Genomic DNA, 21,884 nt, shown 5'->3' on the forward strand with positions numbered 1-21,884 from the left:
TAAACAAAACTTCCCTTGGTAGCGGAATAACTACACCCCTAAACCGTCAATTGCTTGGCGGTTTAAGGGTGTAGTTAAGAATATTCTTTTCCCATTTATACCCACCCAAACAGTTCTTCGGCAGTTTGGAAATCTAAACAATTTGTTCAGGAATTTCTTTTCAGTGGAAGTGGTTATGTCAACGAAACCGAGTTCTCCTTTTTCTCAAATTTCTTCGTTGCCATTGAGGACAAAATGATGCCGGCAAAAACAAAAAGCATATAAAGAATTGCCATACCGGCTCCTCCTATTACTCCTCCTACGATTATTCCCATTGCCCCTAGCATTTTTCCGATCTGGTAGACAAATCCATTGAATGCCATATAAGCACCCCGGCGGGAATCATCGACGATATCAGCGAGCAATGATTGCCTTGTAGGAACATATAACAGCTCTCCTACCGAAATAATCAGTACAGAAATAAAGAGGACAGTTATATTAGTGCTTAAAGCCATTATCGCATAGCCAAGGCCAAACAAAAGAAATCCTATATACATGATTGGCTTTTCTGCTTTATTTTGGATCCATTTGGATACAATGGCAGTGAATAACACAATCATAATTGTATTTTCAACTGTTAACAGACTCAGCAGCCTTACACCATCAATCTTTAATGGGAAAAACCACAGAAAAGATATAGTTTGCGGAATAATTTCTTCTGCCAATTTTACAGAAATAAAGTGGTTCCGCTGATACTCAATCGTAAGTACCGCAATTCCGCCTAACGTAAACAAGATAAATGGCCAATCGCTCATTACCGTTTTGTAGCTGTCAAAAATCGGTTTGAGTCCAAATGGCTTGGAGGTTTCCTCAAATTTGACCTGGTAGGTTTCCTTAATCAATGAAACAGTCATCCATAGCGTTATGAACGACATTGCAATTAATGATAACAGCAATTCAAAGAAGCGTGTTTGGAAAAGCCAGCCTCCAACGATAAGGCCGAGCATGATTGACATGTTGACAGCCCAGTAATTGATAGAATACATAAATGCACGAGTTTCCTTCGTACTGACATCAATCAGCATCGCATCTGCAGCCGGATTGACAAGTCCTGCGGAAATACTCACAATCAGCAGCATGAAGAATGTTAGCCATGGGGAGACAAACCAAGGTGAATTGGCAGCCAGCATTCCGGTAAGTGCCAGCACCTTCATCCATTCGCCGGCAACCATCATCCGTTTTCGCCCAACCGTGTCAGCTAAATATCCCCCATACAAGCTGGCTATAAATTGTACTGCCAGCTGGATCATTAACAAAATGCCGGCTGCAGTTGCGTTTATTTCTTTTGTAAAATAAATCGCCATAAAAGGAAATATCATGGATCCGATAACTCGGCTTAAGAAAGAAGTATAAATTCTGGTTTTTATATTTGGATGCAATTCTTTAAACATAATAGCATTCCTCCTTATTTATTATTTTCTATTGAAAAAAAGGAGATAAAAAGGGTATAATCCATGGAAAAATGTCCCCTTTTTGGGAGGAAATTATGAGAGATTTTTCTTATTTTCAATTAAGAGCGCTGCTTTATCAGAGGGAGCAGCAGCAAACAGCCGAATTTAAACTGAAGGAACTTGAACCGCTCTGGTTTTGCACTCAAAAAAATATAAAACGAAAACTTAACAAATTTGCAGAAGAGGGGCTGTTACATTATGAGCCAGGCATTGGAAGGGGAAATCCATCCCGGCTCGTTTTTCACGAACCTTTTCAGTCAGAAGTACAGAAAACTGTTCAATTATTTGTAGAAGCACAGGAATTGGATTCAGTTATCCAGCTGATGCATCTGCCTATTCCGAAGAATTGGTTTACTGCTATCTCCAAGGATGTCCAATCTTTGTTCGGCCTGCATACAGATGAAAGTGACCGCGAGACTCTAAGGACGATCATGACCCGAGATATTACCACACTTGATCCTCTCCAAACTTCTGTTACCTTTGAATGTTCATTGATTCAGCAGCTTGGAGACACCCTGCTCGTTTATGACAGGGATCAGGACACCGTCAGACCGCATCTTGCGCACCATTGGACAGTTTCAGCTGACCACAGGGTTTGGACCTTTTATTTAAGAAAAGGTGTTTATTTTCATCATCAGCGGATCATGACAAGTTATGATGTTGTTTATACGATTGCCCGAAACCAGGACAAAACGCTTCCGTATTACTGGCTGGTTGAGGATATTGAAACGATGGAGTGCCCAGGAAAATACATCGTCAGGCTGCACTTAAAAAAGCCGAATCCATTTTTTTCCCGGTATCTTTGCTCAGCTAACCTATCCATATTGCCGGAAGATGTTCCATTCGATGAGTTCCAATGGGTCGGTACTGGACCGTTTATGCTTAAAGCGCGGACTGACAAGAAAATGGTACTCGAAGCATTTGATCGGTATTTCCTTGAGCGTCCATTTATTGATGAAATTGAGTTTTGGCGGGTATCGAAGGATACTGTGTATGATGCCAAATATCAAGTTGCAGCAGGTAATGAACAAATTTCAACAGTAGAGTCTAAGGAAGTGGAACCTGGCTTTCGTTTTCTATCCTTCAACTTTAACAAGGATCATATTGTTCAACAGCCCGGTTTTCGGCAGGCCATATACCATCTGATGGATGTAAAGAAGATGTTGCGCGATCTAGGAAGAAAAAACCTTAGCGAGGCATCCAGCTATTTTCTGTCAAAATCAAGACAGCAAGAAAAGCATCCCGAAAGAGTGGCCGCTCTTTTGGCCGATTCTGGGTATTCAGGAGAAGAACTGACACTCTACACGATTGCAAGCCGGGAAATGATAGCTGAAGGCGACTGGCTTGTTTCGGAAGCTAAAGTTCACGGTATAAATTTGCGTCATGTGGTTTTTGAAATTGATCAAATTTACACCCCAAGACTCGAAGCAGAAGCAGACCTGGTTTTGATGGAGGAAATCGCTTCTGAAGATACACATTTATCATTTATAGGGTTCTTTTACAACCGGGCCCTGGTGCTTCGGAGATTTGTAGACAATGAGCGTTTTGCCATAATAGATTCCCTGCTCGATGAATTTAAGAGGGCATCTGGCCAGCAAGAGCGAGAAGATATTATTGATAAAATAGAAAAATACTTAGGAAATGAAATGATCTATTTTTATACCCATCATCCTATCCGAAATCGAACCTTTAACCCTTTAATACAGGATATCCGCTTTCAATTATTTGGCCATGCCGATTTCAGGAAGCTTTGGATTCAGCCGCTATGACAAATGTTTATATATTAAAAGCTGGTCAGCCGGAGATTTCTGGCTGGCCTTTAGTATGTTCTGAACCTGAAAAGTTTGAAAGTTAAAATTTTCACCGAAATTCCTAGTTAAATCGCCAAACTCTGGGAATTACTCGGCAAAAAAGTATTTACCATCGAAAATTCAGCGATTAATCACCAAAAAGAGTAACTTACTTTGCCAAAATCCAAGGATGAAACTCCAAGAATGGGTAGTTACTCGCTAAAATTCAGCATTTACTCGCCGAAAATGGGCATTTACTCGCCAAAATAAGGAAATACTCGCCAAAATCAAGGAAATACTCGCCAAACTATTTTTTGATGAGCATTAGAGAGAAGTTTAATAATGATAAGCCATTAGCTATTTATTTTTTGGTCAATAATGATAAGGGTAAAAGAAGTGGAATGCAGGTGAACATGATGGAGAGAAATTATGCGATTGATTTGGTTAAATTTTTTGCGATATTTGCGGTCGTTATCATTCATACGTTTCCAGCCAATGGTGAAATCGGTTATTTTATTTTGGATAATTTATCAAGATTTGCGGTTCCGTTTTTCTTTGCTGCTTCCGGTTATTTATTCGGCAGCAAGATAACAATTACCAGCCGCAAAGATCAGTATTTTTCAAAATATATGATTAAAATTCTGAAACTCTATATGTATTGGTTCGCCTTTTATTTCATATACGACGTTATTTTAATGTACTTTCAAGGACATTTCCAAGAGGAATGGAGTAAATATTTAAAAGAATTTACCCTTCTCAATATAGTGTATTACGGACGGGGAACAAGCGGTTATCAGTTATGGTTTTTACCGGCGCTAATTTGGAGCGTATTGGCCATCTTTACTTTTTATAGACTAAAGCTTATTTACTTACTGTTCTTAGTAAGCTTAGGCTTGAATATTATGGGTCTCTTTGGCCAGTCGTATTCAAAGTTTTATCAGCTCGAAGTGGAGACCACAAGGGATGCCATGTTTTTTGGCTTATTTTATACGACCCTCGGCTTCACCTTTGCAATTGGTTTTACGAGGCTAAGGAAGCTATCTTTCATAACTATTGTATCTCTGCTGGCTGTATTTTTTCTTTTACAAGCAGGAGAGAGCTACTTTATCGATAAAATTCGCGGAGGCAGCCATGGGGAATATTTTATCTCGACTATTCCCCTGACAGTGATGCTATTCCTCTTTGTCCTGAAATGTAAAACCCTCGGCAAAGGCATGTTCATTACTAGGGTTGGGGGCAAATCACTGGGCATCTATGTAATTCATGTATTTTTCATTAATTTAGTGACCTTAGCCAGAAACCATTTGGGACTGAATCATCTTATAGATAATCTAGTTTGGAATACATCTATCACGATTTTTATCTTTGTAATTTCGTATCTGGCATACCAGCTTTTGCAAAACGCAGAACGAGGACTTTACCAAAAGTATCTGGAATAGAAAAGTCAGTCCAAAGTTGCAGTAATTATCAATCCAACGATGAATGTGCTTCTGTTTCTTGATGAAGTAATATTTACATTAAGAAACAAGGGAGGCGATTTAAATGGATTTTAATTTCTTTGAAATAGAGCAATTAATAGGATTCGAAAAAGAGGAAATGGATAAAAGCATGAGGTTAATTGAAACGTATAATCTGTATGCAGATAATGGTAAAGTCGAAATTGAAAAGTGATAAGCAGAGGCTGACAGTGAATGGGGCGTTTGTACCCTCCTTTTACTGTCAGCCCCCTAAATTTAGGAAATAGTAATTATATTATTCTTTCGACGAGTTAGGGTCCAAATAAGCTGCTTAGGTTTCATATTACCGTCCATCAAAAGAGGATATGTATAAAATACTGTGTCAGCAATTGATAACCAAACGAACACGAAAAATAATAGCTATACTGACTGTGTCAGTATTCGCAACCGTTTTACATTACTTAAAAGGAAGCGGAAAATATTTGGAACCCTTTTCCTCCAGGCACCTTCGCTCTGACGGGCATCTTGGATGAGATCAAACCAGCTATTTTTTACTTAATTTTGCAGCAAACCGTAAACTGCTTCACTGGATTGGATGTAGAGTTGACTATCCACATTCTCCGTTCTTTCGTCGGTGCCCACGTCCAGATAAAATTTCTCTATATTAGAGAGGTCGCTCTTTTGAATCAAAGACTCTTTCTCTTGCTGATTAAACCAATATGCGGATGAAACAGAAGCCATATTTTAAAGATGTGCGGATAAACAAAGGCAGCATAAGTGGAGATCAGCCCGCCCATTGAGCTTCCTGCTATAGAAGCATCGGTTCGAATGGTTCTGTATTTTTTATCAATCAAAGGCTTTAGTTTATGAACAATATAATTAATATACTCTTTTCCTTCTCCGCCTATATCACCGCTCTTAGCGTTAAACACTTTGGCCATTTCCACGCTCTTTCATGGTGCATATTCATCCAGACGCTTCAGAGCTTGGCGATTACAATCCACCCCAACAATAATGACACCCATATTGTTTTCATTCGAGAAATCCGATATTCCCTAAGAAATTCTATAACCGCAATCCTCATTAACAAATAAATTTTGCCCATCATGCCTGTATAACACTGGATATGATTCCTTCCTTGCTGTTAATCTTTCGGCAAATATACTCTCACGGTTCTTGAAAAATTTATTTCAAAATGTTCGAACAAGAGGAACACTCCTTTTATCTTGTTATTCAGACTTTTTATTATATACTGCTAGATTATTTCTGTCTGTTTTAGCAGGAGCTTGTTGAAACCGAATACAGGAAAATGACTTAGTTGTTTTCAGGAAATTTCCATGAAGCATGGGGATTGCCGCTGCTTTTTTTGGTTTCTCAGGATGATATGCAAACACACTGTTGCCAAAAGGCTAGAGCCCTAAGCCATCTTTCCGTAATTATTTTTATTAAAATTCGATAATGAAAGTGGATTGCTTGTCATAGTTATGTATGTAAATAGATTGAAAACTGCAGACAGGTTTTTACAAATGTTTTTTTGAAAAATATCGAGAGTTTGTTTGAGAAAGGGGGACAATCTGTGCCGAAAGTCACCGTACAAGGGGAACGCTGGTTTCCATCAGAGATAAGCTTTTCAAAAGAGATACAGGATGTGTGGGGTAACTGGTATTGTGATTCAGAAGTAGGGAAATTACGTGCTGTCCTGATGAGAAGGCCCGGAGAGGAAATTGAACAAGTGAAGGATTCTAATTACTCATCGTTTCGCTGGAAATCACCGATGGTTCCCGCTAAAGCACGTGAGCAGCATGATCGATTAGCGGATATTTACCGTGAACATGGTGTGCAGGTGCATTATGTAGAGACACAGCGGGCAGACAGGCCCAATGCATTATTTGTAAGAGACCAGGTAGTAATGACTCCTGAGGGGGCGATTGTGTGCCGGAATGGCATATCAGCCCGCAGAGGAGAGGAACGATATGCGGCGGCTGCTCTAGCGAAGCTGGGTGTCCCTATTATTAAGACCATTAATGGTGATGGATGGTTTGATGGAGCGTGCGCAATGTGGCTTGACCGTGAAACTGTGATTCTTGGAACAGGTGCACGGGCCAATCGGTCAGGCGCTGAACAAGTAGAATCAGAGCTAAGAAATATCGGCGTCAGCCAAATCCTCCATTTTGAGATCCCATATGGGCATGCCCATTTGGATGGACTGATTAATTTTGCTGATCGAAAGACTGCTGCGATTTTCCCATGGCAGGTTCCATTTGAGGTAGTCAAATTCCTGCTGGAACGAGATTTTACAATTATAGAAGCTACCAATGTTGAAGAAATCAAAATCAGGGCCTGTATTAATTTTGTTGCACTTGAGCCGGGTAAAGTTGTCATGCCATCAGGCTGTCAGGAAATGAAAAGTAAGCTGGAGGAAGCCGGTGTTGCTGCTATTGAAGCAGATATGAGTGAAATACTGAACGGATGGGGCGCTATGCATTGCATGACTGCTTTTTTAAAAAGGGATCCAATTTAATAAACCATATATAAAAAAGGGGAATGAAAATGAGAAAAAGGCTGATTTTTGTACTGTTGCTTCTTTTTACTTTGGTCATAACCGGGTGCAGCAATGATTCTGATACAAAGAAAGCAGGAAACGATCCTTCTACAATTGATAACGTGCTGAAGAAGAAAAAACTAATCATCGGTACTGCTCCTGGATATTTTCCATTCGAAATGAAAGACTTGAATGGAGATTTTATTGGTTACGATATCGATACGGCTAAGGCGATCTCAGAATCGCTAAAGGTAGATGTTGAATTTAAGCAATTTGGCTTCGATGGACTAATTCCTGCGCTTCAAACTGGGGAAATTGACATGGTTGTTGCCGGAATGACAATAAGGGGCGACCGAGCACTCTCTGTAAGCTTTGCAAATCCTTACTTTAAAACCGGACAGGTAATGATGCTGCCAAAAAAGGATACCGCAACAAAATCCTGGCAGGACCTTGATAAGCCAGGCAAGAAGATTGCTGTTTCTTTGGGGACCACCGGTGCCTTACTCGCAAAACAGCTATATAAAAATGCTGAAGTTCTTGATTTCGAGGATTTTCCATCTGCTTCAATGGCGATGATTCAGGGCCAGGCTGACGGGATTATATATGATGAGCCAGGGGTGCGCACTTATGAATTGATGAACCCTGATAGTGTCCGGGGATTATACGACCTGATTTCATCAGAGAACTTGGGCATCGCTGTCCGTAAAGACGACCTGAAGTCTATTCAATGGATTAATTCATTCCTGGAATCCTATATTGGCAGTCCGGCTGAACTGGAGTCCCGTAAAAAATGGTTTGAAAATGCTGATTGGCTTGACAAGGTAGAAACGAAAAAATAATCCCATTGGAGGAATATCCATGTATCAAGCCGACTGGAGTGTTATTCCGCAAAATATCGGTCTTCTCCTGGACGGGGTCCTGCTGACACTTCAAATCTCAGCCTTGGCTTTAATCATTAGTATCCCGGTGGGGGTAATCCTGGGACTTTGCAGGATTTCCAAGTACAAAATCATATCTTTTCTGGCAACAGCTTATATAGAGTTTATAAGAGGGGTTCCGCTCCTTGTCCTGCTTTTTTGGATCTTCTTTGTATTAGGAAAATTCCTGCAGCTAGGGCCATATTGGTCAGCAGTGCTTGGTTTAGCAGCGTTTTCAGGAGCCTTTGTAGCTGAAATTATCCGTGCAGGAATTGAATCGGTTCCTAAAGGACAAATGGAATCTGCCCGTTCTTCGGGAATGACCTATTTCCAGGCAATGCGCCTGATTATCCTGCCGCAAGCATTTAGAAAAATGCTGCCGCCGTTAGCATCACAATTCATCATTTTGATTAAGGATTCGTCCCTAGTATCTGTGATATCAGTCACTGATTTGACGCTAGTGGCGAAGAACCTTATCGTAACTTCGTTTCGTTCATTGGAAGTCTGGACGGCAGTAGCGATTTTATACTTTATTATTACCTTTACACTGTCCCAGGTCATCCGGATTTTTGAACGTAAATTTAAGCTTCGCGAATAGTTTCTTCTTATTTAATAGATTCAGAACGTTAACGAGGTGCTAAAAATGATAAGGATAAAAGATGTTGAAAAGAGTTTTGGAGACTTAAAGGTTCTTAACAATATTAACCTGGAAGTCCCCCAATCAAATGTATACGCAATAATCGGACCTAGCGGCGCGGGAAAAAGTACACTTATCCGGGCAGTAAATGCCCTTGAGGAAATTGACAGCGGAGAAATCATTGTTGACGGAATCTCCATTCACGATAAAAAAACAAATATCAATAAAATACGCACTGAAATTGGCTTCGTTTTTCAATCTTTTAATTTGTATCCTTTCCTAACTGCACTTGAGAACGTAACAATTGCGTCCATCAATGTCAAGAAAACCAATAAAGCGGAAGCAATTGAAAAAGGGAAAGAACTGCTTGCATCCTTAGGCTTGGAGGATAAGTTTCACTCTTATCCTTCAAAGCTCTCCGGAGGACAGCAACAGCGTGTTGCGATTGCAAGGGCACTTGCTATGGATCCAAAGGTGATGTTATTCGATGAGCCGACATCCGCACTTGACCCGGAAATGATCAAGGAAGTACTAGATGCGATCCGGAAGCTGGCCAAGTCAGGAATGACAATGATGGTAGTTACTCATGAAATGGGCTTTGCGAGGGAAATGTGTGACCAGATCGTTTTTATGGCTGATGGAAGTATCATTGAAGTCGCCCCGCCGGCAACATTTTTTACTAATCCTGAATCTCCACGTGCACAGGATTTTTTATCGAAAGTACTTAATCATTAAGGAGTAAGATGATGAGCAAAATAACTCAGCAGGTAAAGGTACAGGGCGAGCGCTGGTTTCCGTGTGAGTCGAGTTTTTCGGCAGAAATGCAGCAGCTCTGGGGTGACTGGTATTGTGATTCGGAAATAGGGAAGCTTCAAGCGGTTTTGATGCATCGTCCGGGTAAAGAGATTGAAGGAATTACAAAGGAGAATTTTGCTGAATACCGCTTCCGTGCGCCGATTAACCCAGAAAGGGCAAGGGCCCAGCAGGATAGTCTTGCAGATATATACAGGCAGCACGGTGTTCAGGTGCATTATGTTGAAAATCAGCGGACTGACAGGCCGAATGCGATGTTTATGCGTGATCTAATGTTCATGACCCCGGAAGGAGCTATCGTTTGCCGCCCAGCAATTCCTTCAAGGCGCGGAGAAGAAAAAGCCGTTGCGAAAACACTCGCCTCCCTTGGTGTGCCTATTATCAAAACGATTAATGGGGATGGATATTTCGAAGGTGCAAGTGCCATGTGGATCAATCGGGAAACCGTAATAATTGGTACAGGGAGCAGAACAAATGAGTCCGGAGCAAAGCAGGTTGAAGCTGAACTAAGAAATATTGGCGTCAAAAATATCATCCGAACCCAAATACCATTTGGATCAATCCACTTGGACGGGTATATGAATATGGTTGATAAAAATAAACTGCTGATTTTTCCATGGCATGTAACCTATGATTGCGCCAAACAATTAATGGATCAGGGAATCGAACTGATAGAGCTGGCGGATATCACTGAATTAAAGCAGGGAATGGGCATGAACTTCGTTGCTCTTGAGCCAGGTAAGGTCGTTATGCCATCCAGTAATCCCTACACGAAAACATTACTTGAGTCCCATGGGATTGAAGTAATCGAAGCTGAAATGGATGAAATTATGAACGGCTGGGGAGCGATTCACTGCATGACAGCTTTTTTAAAGCGTGAGCCTGTCTGATTGAAGGAAGGCGGGGATTACTTTCCCGCCTATTTTTAATGTTTTTAAGGAAAAATTCTACAGAAAAGAGGAAACAGCGTGAAGGCGGATTTTATTATTTCTCATGCATTTGTTTTAACGATGGAAGGGCCTGGAGTGGGTATGATTGAGGATGGCGCAGTTGCCATAAAAGGCAATAAGATTGCAGCTGTAGGGACAACCGATGAGGTACTGTCACAATTCTCAGCTGAAGAATATATTGATGCAAATAATAAATTGGTGATGCCCGGCCTTATAGACGCACATATACATACAGGATTGGCCATTGTCAGAGGTGTTGCGCAGGATATGACGAACTGGATGCAGGAAGGATTATGGCCATTTATGAAGTTTGTAACACCAGCTGACAGCCTTGCCGGGTCCATGGTCAATATTATCGAAGGCATCAAAGCTGGTACCACGACTTTTTGTGATTATGACAGAAACATGAACGAAATCGTTACTAATTATAGCAAAATCGGCGCCAGGGCAAGGGTCGCCGAATTGGTTAATGAAATTCCTGATGATATAGGGGATGTGCCGGTTGGTGAGCTTTATCCTTTTTATTCAGAAATTGGTGAAAGAAAGCTGCAGAATAATATCAAGTTACTAAATAGGTGGCACGAAACCGAAAATGGGCGGATTACATGTATGTTCGGTCCGCATGGCCCCGATATGATGAGCCTAGAATTATTGCTTGAGATAAAGGCGCTGGCTGAAAAATACGATACGAAGCTTCATATGCATGTAGCCCAGGGTGACAGGGAAATACTGCAAATGGAAAAGCGTTACGGCAAACGCTCTATCCCTTTTTTAAACGAAAAAGGGTATCTGAATAATAGATTGCTTGCTGTCCACCTTACAGAGGCAACAAAGGAAGAAACGGTATTAGTGGCAAAACAGGGTGCATCCATGATTAACTGTGCTGGCAGCATTGGCATCATTGATGGCATCGTTCCTCCCTTGCTCGAATTTTTGGAAGCGAATGGCACGGCGGCCCTTGGTTCAGACCAGGCACCCGGAAACAATTGCAATAACATGTTTAATGAAATGAAATTTGTTTCAATCCTCAATAAAGTCAAAACAAGAAATCCGGCAACATTTACAGCGACGAAAGCGCTAAGACTGGCAACCATTGAATCGGCAAAGGCAATTGGACTTGAGCATGAAATCGGATCACTCGCTGCAGGGAAGAAGGCCGATCTTTTAATTATAGATTTAGAAGTGCCAAGCATGTCACCGGTCATTACCTTACCTGTCCGGAACATTGTTCCAAACCTGGTTTACTCAGCAAATGGAAGTGAAGTGGAATCAGTTATGATTGACGGGAAATTTATTATGACTAACCGGACCATTACAACAGTTGATGAAAAACAAGCAATAAAAGAAATGCAAAAATCAGCTGACTCGATTAGCGAAAAAGCAAAGGAAGAGCTCAAGCACTCGAAAAGCCCGCTGCTGTCCATGATGAAGAACGGTGATTTATAACAGAAATGGAAAAAAGCATGTTTGTTTTGTAACTCCAGTTTTTGTTCTGGAGTTATTTTTTCTTTTTCAGGCGATCTGCCAGATTAAATGATAAAAAAGATTTGAAATGTCAGAATAATTGCACTAATATAAAATTGAAGGCTGTCGACAGGCGACAGTATAATGGAAAAAAAGAGAATTGAGTGGAAAAAAGTATGGAACAGAATTATTTAAAGAAGGTTGTACCGTATTATGAACAGCTTCAGCAAACGCTCAAAAAGAGAATCTCTTATGGGGATTACAAGCCAGGTGAACGGCTGATTGAAGCTCAAATTGCCAGGGAATTTGCCATTAGCCGGAGCCCGGTAAGAGAAGCCATTAGGGCACTCATTAATGAAGGGCTGCTAATAATGGTTGATAAATCGCAGATTGTTGTGTATGAACCATCATTGAAAGACGTTAAGGAGATTTATGAATGCCGAATAGCGCTGGAATCAACAGCTGTGACATTGGCTGCGCAGAGGGCAACAGATAAGCAGCTTTCGGTCCTTGAACAAATATTAAAGGATACAGCAGAGGCTATTAAGATGGAAGATAAAGAAAGAATCGTAGCCTGCAATGTAGAGTTTCATGAGTGCATTATTGAGTGCAGCGGAAATTCCAGACTGAAAAAGCTGGTTGAGGATCTACAGTCATTAACACAATTTTACAGGGTTTTAAATATTGAGGGTCCTAATCGGGCAGAAACTATATTAAAAGGCCATACCGAAATTTTTCGTGCTATAAAGAACAGGGATCCGGAAGAAGCTTCTTTAAAATTAACCGAACATACCCGGGAGGACCTTGAAAATATTATAAAAATCATCGAACAAAAACGGTAAAGAAAATTCTTAGGCTCCGCCGAAATCTCAATCAGGCATTTCAACAGGCGGGATTATCAGTTAAAACTGGGGCAATCTTAAGTTTTAGTGAAAGATTTCGATTTGTAAGCGGCTGAGTTCGTTTTTGTCTGACTTTGATTGCTCGAGATTTTTAAAATGAATACCTACCAAAATAGTAAGGAGTTGTTACATAATCATGAAACAGTTTGAAGTGGCAGTTTTACCGGGAGACGGAATTGGGAAAGAAGTAGTGCCGGCAGCAACAAAGGTGCTAAACGCTGTAGCTGATGTACACGGCGGGCTGAAGTTTAACTTTAAAGAATTTCCATGGAGCTGCGATTATTATTTAGAACACGGTAAGATGATGCCGGATGACGGAATGCAAATTCTTCAAAACTTTGACTCTATTTTTCTTGGAGCAGTGGGGAACCCGAAGCTGGTAGCAGATCATATTTCCCTGTGGGGCCTATTGATTAAAATAAGAAGAGAATTTGAACAATCTATTAATATACGTCCAGCTAAGTTTTTTAAAGGTTTAAAGTCGCCGCTTGTAAACCCCAATGATTTTGATTTAATTGTTGTGAGAGAGAACAGTGAAGGGGAGTACAGCGAATCCGGCGGACGAATTCATAAAGGCGAGGATCAAATTGCAATCCAGAATGCCATCTTTACGAGAAAAGGTACAGAACGGGCCATGAGATATGCGTTTGAGCTGGCAAAAAAGAGAAAGGGGCATGTTTCTTCGGCAACTAAGTCAAACGGTATCGTTCATTCCATGCCCTTTTGGGATGATGTTTTCAATGAAGTCAAACAGGATTATCCGCAAGTGGAAACTGCATCCTATCATATTGATGCATTAGCTGCATTCTTTGTGTCTAGACCGCAGATTTTCGATGTGATTGTAGCCAGTAATCTATTTGGCGATATTTTAACGGATATCGGCGGAGCGATAATGGGCAGTATTGGGATTGCCCCAGCCGCCAATATTAATATCTATGGTAAATATCCATCGATGTTCGAGCCGGTTCATGGTTCTGCACCGGATATAGTTGGCACAGGCAAAGCCAATCCTATCGGACAAATCTGGACAGCCAAAATGATGCTCGACCATTTTGGCGAATACGAGCTGGGCAATAAGCTTCTGGATGTCGTGGAAGACGTAACAAATGACGGTTTCAAAACACCGGATATTGGGGGTACTTACACTACAGATGAAGTGGCTGACGAAATTTGCAGCAGATTAAAGAAAACCGCGGCGGTGTCTTAAAATAGCAAAGAGGGCCGATCCTGTGAAATGGAGCGGCCCTCTTTGTCAGATAAAAATTAACTATCCGGGGATAAGCGTTGATACGCCTTGGTGTTCGGAATACTATGCACTATTAACAAACGTGCAGCGTGAAAATAGAAAAAGGACAAATGGCGAGGACTGGTGCTATGTGGCCAATTACCTCCGTGGATTTCAGGGATCCTGACCAAACTTGATTGAGGTATCAAAATATTGCAAAATGAAAGTTGGTTAAATAAACCTGACTCCGGATAAATTATCAGTCAAATCGGTCGAATAAATTGAAAAGCGGATAAATTATCAGTCCAATCGGTCGAATAAAAAAGAATTCTATTAAATTACCCTTCTATCTTTAAAATAAATTAGTCATTGGGAAACACTTAGAATCTGAGAAAATTAGTTTTTAATAAATTCATAATACGAGCAACTCATCATATGATCAACAATGGAAGGCAGGTTTTGTTCGGCTTGAATTCTATATTAAAAGAGATTACGGATGCATTGCAAACTCTGTCATCCGCAATAAAGCATCCAGAACGAGGCCTCCACTATAACGGTACGTTCTTGGGAATCAACCTTACAGATGAAAATTAGATAAGCATGAAGCTAGGGATGCAAAACGCTAACTATCAGCGAGTTGTCCAAGGAGGAGCACTCTACACGTTCGCCGATATTGCGATCGGTTATACAATATGGGAGAAATGCCAGAGGATGCTTCGGTTTCGACCATAGAGCTGAAAATGAATTATGTCAGACCTGGTTCAGGTGAAAAGCTTTTTGCAAAGCCGGCAATCCTTCATATGGGAAAGAATACAGTTGTGGCAGAATCCAGGATTTTTAATGATAATGAGCAGCTTGTTGCCGTGGGGCTGGGTACGTTTTTTTTGAAGAGGCAGAAGGTAAATAAAAGCTTTTGATCATTTGATATTGGCGATAAACTTTGACCACAAATGTTAAAATGTTTGTGTTTTTTTCGTGTGTGAGTTGATTTAATCGTTCAATAGTTTTCCAAAGTTCTTATAAGTTCCTATTCCAATGTAATATAAGAATTTCTTTAACTCTCCTTTTCCAGGTTTTTTTATCTTGTATTTCTTTATAGAATTCTTGAGTGAAAAAATCAACTAACAGAGGAATGATGATCATAAGGTCTTTGGCTTGATAGGGTATAATGATAGAGTGGTCAAACATGCAAGTGCCTTTATTATGTTATATTATTTAAAGTTTACAAAACATGAAAAAATTTAGGGTATTCATAACTGACAGTAAATAATGTAGTGTTGCTTTCTTCACATTACAAATACAAGCTAAAACGATAGACAAAATTTATGTTGTAAAGGATGGAGAAAGTTTGGAGATTAATAGCCAAAGACCGGTTTTTATATACACTTTTGCCTGTAGTTCGGATGAACTGTCATTATGTCACATGGAGATGCGCTCGCTATTTGGAAAAGAAACAGAAGAGAATATTTTGAAAACCCCAATTAAAATTGATCCAAGCCGAAGTCCGTTCATAAAGGAGCGGATTGACGTTGTGTATGAAGGAGACACTTTAGAGGATATTTTCGAGCAAGTGAAGCGAATTCATTTAAATGGTTCAACGTTTAAAGTCATCTTCCTCAAAATTAATGATCTGAATAAAACAGATAAGATTGAATATGACCAACGGCGTTTGATTGAGCGTGAAATTGGGATGCATATTGATGGAGAAGCAGATGTACAGCATCCTGAACGAGTGTTTGGTATTGTCACCCTGGGAGGCCGGTGGTATTTCGGAAAATACCGTAAAAGCAAACCAATTTGGCTTCATCATTTGAAAAAACCGCGTGAATATTCCACCGCCCTTAGTACGAGGGTAGCTAGAGCAGTGGCTAATATCGCCGTTCCTGTACCTGAGGGGATTCAGGCGATTGATCCATGCTGCGGGATTGGTACGGTATTGGTGGAAGCCCTTTCTATGGGAATTGACATCGATGGCCGCGATATAAATCCTCTTGTTACAACTGGGTCCAGAGAGAATATTGCTCATTTTGGACTCGAAGGTAATGTAACACTGGGTCCTATATCAGACGTCTCAAAAGAGTATGATGTAGCAATAATTGATATGCCGTACAATTTATATACCCATGCAACACCAGAAGATCAGTTTTCTATTCTCCAGCATGCTCGCCGTTTCGCCAGTAGAGTGGTAGTTGTGACCATTGAAACATTGGATCAAATGATCGAAGAAGCTGGATTTGTGATTAAAGATCGCTGTGTAGCCAAAAAAGGAGTGTTTTCAAGACAAATATTAGTCTGTGAGTAGCTGCGGCTAAATTGAAAGAGACCGATGAAAATCCATCGGTTTTATAACACCCCAATCAACCCTAAATTTTGTATTTAGGGTTTTATTATGCTCCTATCATGATTATAATAGAATGAATAATAATTTTTTGAATAGTCGGAAAAGTTAGGAGAGGTTTCCAAATTGAAGCCAAAGATCTATATATCACGAGAAAACTGCCTGAACAAATAGTAGCTAAACTGTAGGGACAATTTGAAGTACACATGTGGCAGGAAGAGGCTGTTCCGGTGCCAAGAGAGGTTTTGGAAAAAGAAATTTTGGAAGCAGAAGGATTGTTTTGTTTATTGACGGAAACCATTGATGAGAGCTTGCTAGACCGAGCTAAGAAGCTGAGAGTGGTCAGTAATATGGCGGTTGGCTATAACAATATTAATGTGGGGGCAGCCTCCAAGCGGGGAATCGCGGTAACGAATACACCAGGTGTTCTGACTGAAACAACAGCAGATTTGGCATTTGCCCTCATGCTCGCAGCATCAAGGCGGATTGTTGAGTCGTCCAATTATTTAAGGAACGGCAAGTGGGAGACGTGGGCGCCTATGCAGCTGACTGGACAGGATGTGTTCGGAGCTACCGTGAGAATCATCGGTCTTGGCCGTATTGGTGAAGCCGTCGCGAAACGGGCGGAAGGTTTCGATATGGACATTCTCTATTATAACAGGTCAAGAAAACAGGAGGCAGAGGAAGCACTTGGCCTCAAATACTGCAATTTAGAAACACTTTTAAGAGAGTCAGATTTTGTTTGCGTTATGACGCCTTACACACCGGAGACAGTTAATTTGATAGACAGGGAACAGCTTGCACTGATGAAAAAGAATGCTACTTTAATTATTACTGCACGGGGCGGCATTGTAAATGAACAAGCCTAATACGAATCACTTAAAAATGGTGACATTTGGGGCGCTCGACTGGATGTATTTGCGGAATAACCTATTGATCTGAATCATCCGCTGCTTACGTTGCCTAATGTCGTCGCCCTCCCGCATATCGGAAGCGCAAGCATAAAGACCAGACTGCAGATGGCTGAGCTCGCTGCTGAAAATATAATGGAGGCACTGAACAATATGATTACGAAATTCCTGGTGAATAAGGAACTGGTTCAAAGCAAGTAAATAGCAGGGAGCGTCCCTTCTTTTATAAGAATTATAAAAATATTATTAAAATTGTTGATTCTGCTACCCACTCTTCCTAAAAGTATGATATATTTATTTTCAAAAATTCAAAGAACTTAGACATCAGGGAAGGTGACACGATGACAGCAGGTTTGGAGATCAATGACAGCAGTCTTCCGCTTCGCCGGGATGTAAAAATGCTTGGTAACATTCTGGGGGAAATTCTAGTATTTCATGGGGGAACCGAGCTGCTGGATAAGGTAGAGAAAATCCGCGCGATGTGCAAAACGATAAGAAATGAAGAGGATAAACAAACATATCATCTGCTTAAGCAGGAGATTTCAAATCTTAGTTCGCCCATTCGCAAACAAATTATCCGTGCTTTCTCGGTTTATTTCCATTTAATCAATGCGGCAGAACAAAATCACCGCGTTCGCCGCCGCCGGGAATATCAGCTTCAATCTGAAGTAAATGTTCAGCCGGGCTCAATTGAAAGCGCGATTGGGTCACTGAAAGAAAATAATATCACACCAGAAATTATTCAAAGTGTTTTACCTTCGTTATCACTTGAGTTAATCATTACCGCTCATCCAACCGAAGCTACCAAGCGCTCGATTTTGGAGATTCAAAAAAGGATTGCCACAATTTTAAAAAATCAGGACAACCCTTTGCTTTCAAAAAAAGAACGCAAAAAGCTCGAAGAGAGTCTGTTTAATGAAGTGACTGCCCTCTGGCAGACAGATGAGTTAAGGCATCATAAGCCAACCGTTATTGATGAAGTCCGTAATGGTTTGTATTATTTTGATCAAACTTTATTTGATGTTCTGCCTGAAATTCATCAGGAAGTGGAGGATTGTCTGACGGAGCATTATCCTGATCAGGCATGGAATGTGCCGAATTTTCTTCGATTCGGTTCCTGGATCGGTGGAGACCGAGATGGAAATCCGAATGTTACGACTGAGGTAACATGGGAAACTCTTCACAAACAGCAAAGGCTTGTTTTGAAAAAATATAAAGCCGTTTTAATAGAATTAATGAAACGACACAGCCATTCAACCACAAGGGTTTCTGTAAGCGAAGAATTGATCCGTTCCGTTAATGCGGAGGAGATGAAATACCTTCCAATGGACAAAATTTGGACAGTAGAAACAGAAGTGTACCGGCGAAAATTGGCGATAATGCTGGAACGCCTGAAACAAGTCGGAAAAACCGAGGCAGGATATCGCTCCGCAGATGAGCTTCTGGAAGACTTGCTCATGATACAGCGCAGTACCTATCAGCATCATCCTGCAAATCATGAGTTAAAGCTGCTTAAAAAACTAATACGCCAGGTAAAGCTGTTTGGATTCCATCTTGCTGCACTGGACATCCGTAATCACAGCGGAGAGCATGAGGCAGCGATTGCCGAAATTCTGCACAAGGTGGGAATTTCCAATAATTACACGTCGCTTTCGGAAGATGAAAAACTTAATTTGCTGGAAAAATTACTGCAGGATCCGCGCCCGCTTCTGCTAATGCATGAAGATTATTCAGCTGAAACTCAGGAAATCCTTGCAGTGTTTGAATTGATAAAAGAGGCTCATCAAAAATTTGGAAAACGCTCCATCTCGGTTTATCTTGTTTCCATGACCCGATCCGCAAGTGACCTTCTTGAGGTGCTTCTTTTGGCGAAAGAGGCAGGAATTTACCGTCTACACGCAGACGGATCCGTTGAAACGGATTTGAATGTAGCCCCGCTTTTAGAAACAATTGATGATTTGGTGGCAGGGCCTCGGATTATGGAAACACTTTTCCGGATGCCTGTATACAGAAATCATTTGCAAAAACATGGCGAGCAGCAGGAAATCATGCTTGGTTATTCTGATGGAAGCAAAGACGGAGGAACATTAACAGCAAACTGGAAGCTGTACAGTGCACAGCTGGAAATCAGCGAAATGGCAAAGAACTATGGAATTGCCTTGAAGTTTTTCCACGGCCGCGGCGGATCGCTTGGCCGGGGAGGCGGGCCGCTCCATAAGAGCCTGCTGTCCCAGCCGGTAGAAACACTAGGTGATGGTGTGAAAATAACTGAACAGGGAGAAGTGCTCTCATCAAGATATTTGCTGGAAGACATTGCTTATCGAAGTCTGGAACAGGCAACCTCCACATTATTGAAGGCAGCCACCCATATATTAAAAAAATCAGAGCATGGACATCTTCGGGATGAAAGCTGGGCAGAGGCGATGGAGCAGGTTTCGGAAGTGGCTTTGTCAAAGTACCAATCCCTCGTTTTCAATGATCCGGATTTCCTGGTCTATTTCAATCAGGCAACCCCTTTAAAAGAGCTGGCTGATTTAAATATTGGTTCCCGGCCGATGGCCCGAAAAAATAGTGATAAGTTTGAAAACCTGAGGGCGATTCCTTGGGTGTTTGCCTGGACCCAAAGCCGCCAGCTGTTTCCAGCATGGTATGCAGCCGGTTCAGGACTCGAGAGCTTTGTGTCCCAAAGTGCAGGCAACTTAAAAATACTGCAGGAAATGTACAGTGAATGGACTTTTTTCCGTTCAACAATAGACAATCTCCAGATGGCCTTAATGAAAGCTGATATTACTACAGCTAAGGAATATTCCTCCCTTGTTGAAGATCCCGCTATTGCTGAGAGGATATTTGGCAACATTGTTGAAGAGTATAACAAGACGAAAGATATTTTGCTTAAAATCACTGGAGACGAAGAGCTGCTGGATCATACGCCGAATATCCAGGATTCCGTGTACCGCAGAAATCCTTACGTGGATCCGCTGAACTTTTTACAGGTAGAATTAATCAAGGAACTTCGAAATGTGGATGAACCAGATCATGAACTAGTTACCCAGGTACTTCTGACCATTAACGGAATTGCAGCCGGACTGCGGAATACTGGCTGATTAAATAAGTCTGCAAAAATTCCGATAATATTATAATAAATCTTAACTAACGCCAAGAAAGCAGGGGAAATCTTGAAAATTGAACATCAGCTAAGCACTTCTAGAAAACAAAAACCGTCTTATGACAATCTGGAATTCGGGAAGATCTATACAGACCATATGTTTATTATGGATTATACAGCAGGCATTGGCTGGCATGATGCGCGTATCGTGCCATACCAGCCGATTACTCTTGATCCCGCTGCGGCTGTTTTCCATTACGGACAGACAGTTTTTGAAGGGCTAAAAGCTTATTTGACGAAGGATGAAGAGATTCTCTTATTCCGGCCTGAAAAAAATATCCAAAGGCTGAACCGCTCCAATGACCGGCTATGCATTCCGCAGCTCGATGAAGAATTTGCTTTGCAAGCATTGAAGGAGCTAATCACGGTTGACAGAGAGTGGATTCCTTCTGCTGAAGGCACTTCCCTTTATATCAGGCCATTTATCATTGCAACCCAGCCATATTTGGGGGTAGCGCCTTCGAAGAAATTTCAGTTTATCATCATCCTGTCACCAGTAGGAGCCTATTATAAGGAAGGAATCAACCCTGTTAAAATTGCGGTTGAACGGCAGTTTGTCCGGGCTGCGGTTGGCGGAACTGGAAATGCGAAAACAGGCGGTAACTATTCAGGCAGCCTAAAAGCACAGGAAGTTGCAGAAGCCGCGGGCTATTCCCAGGTTCTATGGCTTGATGGAAAAGAAAATAAGAACATTGAAGAAGTAGGCAGCATGAATATCTTCTTTAAGATAAATGGAGAAGTGGTAACGCCTGAATTAAACGGCAGCATTCTAGAAGGCGTTACCAGAAGCTCTATCATTCAGCTGCTGCAGCACTGGGATATACCGGTTGTGGAACGCAAAATCTCCATTGATGAGCTTTATGAGGCTTATAAAGCCGGATTTCTGGAGGAAGCTTTCGGAACCGGGACAGCTGCAGTTATTTCTCCTGTTGGCGAGCTTTTCTGGCAGGGTGAAAAGCTTTTAATTAACAATGGTGAAACGGGTGAGCTGTCCAAAAAATTGTACGACACCTTAACAGGAATCCAGACAGGAAAAGTAGAAGATCCGTTTGGATGGACTGTGAAGGTATATGAAATGGCAAAAACCTTTTGAATAACAGTTGAGAAAGAGTTACACATTTTGTAGACCAAAGATATCTCGGATAATCCATTCGAGATGTCCTTGGTCTATTTATTTATTAATATCTAAACTCTTCGACTTAAATATTAACTAAAACGGCTTAATGAAAATTAAAAATTATCTTGCAATTTAAAAAAAGACTTGTTATGATCTTTTTAGAAA

18 protein-coding genes and 1 pseudogene are annotated in these 21,884 nt (G+C 41.1%); 17 read left to right on the top strand and 2 right to left on the bottom strand.

Annotation, left to right across the window (positions count from 1 at the left end):
- Positions 1-173: 173 nt before the first annotated feature.
- Complete coding sequence (locus tag CVD28_RS12210; protein WP_101592655.1) at positions 174-1,430, bottom strand: MDR family MFS transporter; 1,257 nt, start codon at positions 1,428-1,430, stop codon at positions 174-176.
- Positions 1,431-1,525: 95 nt separating this feature from the next.
- Here CVD28_RS12210 and CVD28_RS12215 point away from each other — a divergent pair, with 95 nt between their 5' ends.
- The 3 genes from CVD28_RS12215 (at position 1,526) to CVD28_RS28760 (ending at position 4,951) form a co-directional block, all read left to right on the top strand.
- The gene (locus tag CVD28_RS12215; RefSeq protein ID WP_180954139.1) at positions 1,526-3,259 is read left to right on the top strand and encodes an ABC transporter substrate-binding protein; all 1,734 of its coding nucleotides are present in this window, start codon (positions 1,526-1,528) and stop codon (positions 3,257-3,259) included.
- Positions 3,260-3,696: 437 nt separating this feature from the next.
- Positions 3,697-4,719 (top strand): acyltransferase, encoded by a 1,023-nt coding sequence (locus CVD28_RS12220; protein WP_219621194.1) that lies wholly within the window; start codon positions 3,697-3,699, stop codon positions 4,717-4,719.
- Between the two features lie 103 nt (positions 4,720-4,822).
- Positions 4,823-4,951 carry a hypothetical protein gene (locus tag CVD28_RS28760; protein WP_257985844.1) on the top strand — a complete coding sequence of 43 codons (129 nt, stop codon included), beginning with the start codon at positions 4,823-4,825 and terminating at the stop codon, positions 4,949-4,951.
- Between the two features lie 472 nt (positions 4,952-5,423).
- On the opposite strand, the gene CVD28_RS12225 is transcribed toward CVD28_RS28760, so the two are convergent.
- On the bottom strand, positions 5,424-5,678 hold the full coding sequence (locus tag CVD28_RS12225) for an alpha/beta hydrolase-fold protein (RefSeq protein WP_101592658.1): 255 nt from the start codon (positions 5,676-5,678) through the stop codon (positions 5,424-5,426).
- A 635-nt stretch (positions 5,679-6,313) separates the two neighbouring features.
- On the opposite strand from CVD28_RS12225, the gene CVD28_RS12230 reads away from it, so the two are divergent.
- The 14 genes and pseudogenes from CVD28_RS12230 to CVD28_RS12290 all read left to right on the top strand — a co-directional run bounded on the left by CVD28_RS12230 (position 6,314) and on the right by CVD28_RS12290 (position 21,695).
- Positions 6,314-7,258 (top strand): dimethylarginine dimethylaminohydrolase family protein, encoded by a 945-nt coding sequence (locus CVD28_RS12230; RefSeq protein WP_101592659.1) that lies wholly within the window; start codon positions 6,314-6,316, stop codon positions 7,256-7,258.
- A 29-nt stretch (positions 7,259-7,287) separates the two neighbouring features.
- Complete coding sequence (locus CVD28_RS12235; RefSeq protein WP_101592660.1) at positions 7,288-8,118, top strand: transporter substrate-binding domain-containing protein; 831 nt, start codon at positions 7,288-7,290, stop codon at positions 8,116-8,118.
- Between the two features lie 19 nt (positions 8,119-8,137).
- Complete coding sequence (locus tag CVD28_RS12240; RefSeq protein WP_101592661.1) at positions 8,138-8,794, top strand: amino acid ABC transporter permease; 657 nt, start codon at positions 8,138-8,140, stop codon at positions 8,792-8,794.
- Positions 8,795-8,839: 45 nt separating this feature from the next.
- Positions 8,840-9,568 (top strand): amino acid ABC transporter ATP-binding protein, encoded by a 729-nt coding sequence (locus CVD28_RS12245; protein WP_101592662.1) that lies wholly within the window; start codon positions 8,840-8,842, stop codon positions 9,566-9,568.
- Positions 9,569-9,579: 11 nt separating this feature from the next.
- Positions 9,580-10,536 (top strand): dimethylarginine dimethylaminohydrolase family protein, encoded by a 957-nt coding sequence (locus CVD28_RS12250; protein ID WP_101592663.1) that lies wholly within the window; start codon positions 9,580-9,582, stop codon positions 10,534-10,536.
- Between the two features lie 78 nt (positions 10,537-10,614).
- A complete protein-coding gene (locus CVD28_RS12255; RefSeq protein WP_101592664.1) occupies positions 10,615-12,042 on the top strand; it encodes an amidohydrolase family protein in 1,428 nt (475 codons plus the stop codon).
- 194 nt (positions 12,043-12,236) lie between these two features.
- A complete protein-coding gene (locus CVD28_RS12260) occupies positions 12,237-12,902 on the top strand; it encodes a GntR family transcriptional regulator (RefSeq protein ID WP_101592820.1) in 666 nt (221 codons plus the stop codon).
- 196 nt (positions 12,903-13,098) lie between these two features.
- Complete coding sequence (locus CVD28_RS12265) at positions 13,099-14,169, top strand: tartrate dehydrogenase (protein ID WP_101592665.1); 1,071 nt, start codon at positions 13,099-13,101, stop codon at positions 14,167-14,169.
- Between the two features lie 453 nt (positions 14,170-14,622).
- Positions 14,623-14,781, top strand: a complete 159-nt coding sequence (locus CVD28_RS28070; RefSeq protein ID WP_180954141.1) for a hypothetical protein — start codon at positions 14,623-14,625, stop codon at positions 14,779-14,781.
- Between the two features lie 83 nt (positions 14,782-14,864).
- A pseudogene (locus CVD28_RS12270) lies at positions 14,865-15,104 on the top strand (PaaI family thioesterase); the annotation flags it as partial.
- 431 nt (positions 15,105-15,535) lie between these two features.
- Positions 15,536-16,489: a TRM11 family SAM-dependent methyltransferase gene (locus CVD28_RS12275; protein ID WP_101592667.1), complete on the top strand. Its 954-nt coding sequence runs from the start codon at positions 15,536-15,538 to the stop codon at positions 16,487-16,489.
- A 266-nt stretch (positions 16,490-16,755) separates the two neighbouring features.
- Entirely contained in the window at positions 16,756-17,394 is a 639-nt protein-coding gene (locus CVD28_RS12280; protein WP_374702521.1) for a 2-hydroxyacid dehydrogenase, read from the top strand.
- 383 nt (positions 17,395-17,777) lie between these two features.
- Positions 17,778-20,540, top strand: coding sequence for a phosphoenolpyruvate carboxylase (gene ppc, locus CVD28_RS12285; RefSeq protein WP_101592668.1), 2,763 nt, complete (start codon positions 17,778-17,780; stop codon positions 20,538-20,540).
- 72 nt (positions 20,541-20,612) lie between these two features.
- Positions 20,613-21,695 (top strand): branched-chain amino acid aminotransferase, encoded by a 1,083-nt coding sequence (locus CVD28_RS12290; protein WP_257985845.1) that lies wholly within the window; start codon positions 20,613-20,615, stop codon positions 21,693-21,695.
- Positions 21,696-21,884: the final 189 nt, after the last annotated feature.

The organism is Bacillus sp. M6-12, assembly GCF_002860285.1.
Lineage (GTDB): Bacteria > Bacillota > Bacilli > Bacillales > DSM-1321 > Peribacillus.

What these genes read in the sequence shown, in the direction of transcription:
- CVD28_RS12210 (WP_101592655.1), bottom strand. Translation starts at nt 1,430, where the DNA reads ATGTTTAAAGAATTGCATCCAAATATAAAAACCAGAATTTATACTTCT.
- CVD28_RS12215 (WP_180954139.1), top strand. Translation starts at nt 1,526, where the DNA reads ATGAGAGATTTTTCTTATTTTCAATTAAGAGCGCTGCTTTATCAGAGG.
- CVD28_RS12220 (WP_219621194.1), top strand. Translation starts at nt 3,697, where the DNA reads ATGGAGAGAAATTATGCGATTGATTTGGTTAAATTTTTTGCGATATTT.
- CVD28_RS28760 (WP_257985844.1), top strand. Translation starts at nt 4,823, where the DNA reads ATGGATTTTAATTTCTTTGAAATAGAGCAATTAATAGGATTCGAAAAA.
- CVD28_RS12225 (WP_101592658.1), bottom strand. Translation starts at nt 5,678, where the DNA reads ATGGCCAAAGTGTTTAACGCTAAGAGCGGTGATATAGGCGGAGAAGGA.
- CVD28_RS12235 (WP_101592660.1), top strand. Translation starts at nt 7,288, where the DNA reads ATGAGAAAAAGGCTGATTTTTGTACTGTTGCTTCTTTTTACTTTGGTC.
- CVD28_RS12240 (WP_101592661.1), top strand. Translation starts at nt 8,138, where the DNA reads ATGTATCAAGCCGACTGGAGTGTTATTCCGCAAAATATCGGTCTTCTC.
- CVD28_RS12245 (WP_101592662.1), top strand. Translation starts at nt 8,840, where the DNA reads ATGATAAGGATAAAAGATGTTGAAAAGAGTTTTGGAGACTTAAAGGTT.
- CVD28_RS12250 (WP_101592663.1), top strand. Translation starts at nt 9,580, where the DNA reads ATGAGCAAAATAACTCAGCAGGTAAAGGTACAGGGCGAGCGCTGGTTT.
- CVD28_RS12260 (WP_101592820.1), top strand. Translation starts at nt 12,237, where the DNA reads ATGGAACAGAATTATTTAAAGAAGGTTGTACCGTATTATGAACAGCTT.
- CVD28_RS12265 (WP_101592665.1), top strand. Translation starts at nt 13,099, where the DNA reads ATGAAACAGTTTGAAGTGGCAGTTTTACCGGGAGACGGAATTGGGAAA.
- CVD28_RS28070 (WP_180954141.1), top strand. Translation starts at nt 14,623, where the DNA reads ATGATCAACAATGGAAGGCAGGTTTTGTTCGGCTTGAATTCTATATTA.
- ppc (WP_101592668.1), top strand. Translation starts at nt 17,778, where the DNA reads ATGACAGCAGGTTTGGAGATCAATGACAGCAGTCTTCCGCTTCGCCGG.